General features: G+C 33.8%; 1 pseudogene. It reads left to right on the forward strand.

Going from position 1 to position 1,089, the window contains the following annotated elements:
• Window positions 1-156 precede the first annotated feature (156 nt).
• A pseudogene (locus Q0C22_RS01980) lies at window positions 157-1,089 on the forward strand (DNA-directed RNA polymerase subunit beta'); the annotation flags it as partial.

Below are 1,089 nucleotides of genomic sequence, written 5' to 3' on the forward strand. Positions count from 1 at the left end.
AAGTGGAAGAAGCAAAATGTATGAAGCAATAGTAAAAGGAAAACCAGTGTTATTGGGCGGCATTCCTGAATCATTTAATGTACTCGTCAAAGAACTACAATCTTTGGGTTTGGATATAGAACTTTTAAAAGATGTTAGAAGAAGATAGGGGGTAAAATGTTTACCGTTTTAAAAAGTAAGCCTAAATCATCCAGGGATTTTGATAGCATAAGGATTAAATTAGCTTCCCCTGAACGTATAAGAGAATGGAGTTACGGAGAAGTAAAAAAAGCTGAAACAATTAACTATAGAACTTTTAAACCAGAAAGAGACGGTCTATTTTGCGCAAAAATCTTTGGTCCAATGAAGGACTATGAGTGTTTATGTGGTAAGTATAAACGCATTAAATATAAAGGTATTGTTTGTGAAAAGTGTGGAGTTGAGGTTACAGAATCCCGCGTTAGAAGAGAACGAATGGGGCATATTGAGCTTGCAGTTCCTGTTGTTCATATATGGTATTTAAAAAGCGTTCCAAGCATGCTTTCCATTGTACTTGATATGAAATTAAAAGATTTAGAAAGGATCGTTTACTATGAAGCATATGTTGTTGTCCATTCCGAAGTAGAAGAAATTCCAGTAAAAACTGTTTTAACTGAAACAGCTTACAAAGAAGCAATAGAAACGTACGGTATAAGAGTAAATGCTGATATAGGGGCTCAAGCTATCTATACTTTACTAAAAAACCTGGATCTAGATAAAGTTTTAGATGAACTAAAAGAAGAATATGATGCAACTACTTCTGATTTAAAAAAGAAAAAGATAATGAAGCGGATGAAACTCATTGAAAAATTTAAGAGGAGTCAAAATAAACCTGAGTGGATGGTATTAAAAGTACTACCAGTATTGCCTCCAGATTTAAGACCGCTTGTTTCTTTAGAAGGGGGTAGATTTGCGTCATCGGACTTAAATGATTTATACAGAAGAATTATAAATAGAAATAATAGGTTAAAGAGATTATTGGAACTTGGTGCACCTTCAATAATTGTAAGAAACGAAATGAGAATGCTTCAAGAAGCTGTGGATGCTTTAATTGACAATGGCAGAAGGAAG

The sequence above is a fragment of the Desulfurella sp. genome (assembly GCF_023256235.1).
GTDB lineage: Bacteria > Campylobacterota_A > Desulfurellia > Desulfurellales > Desulfurellaceae > Desulfurella.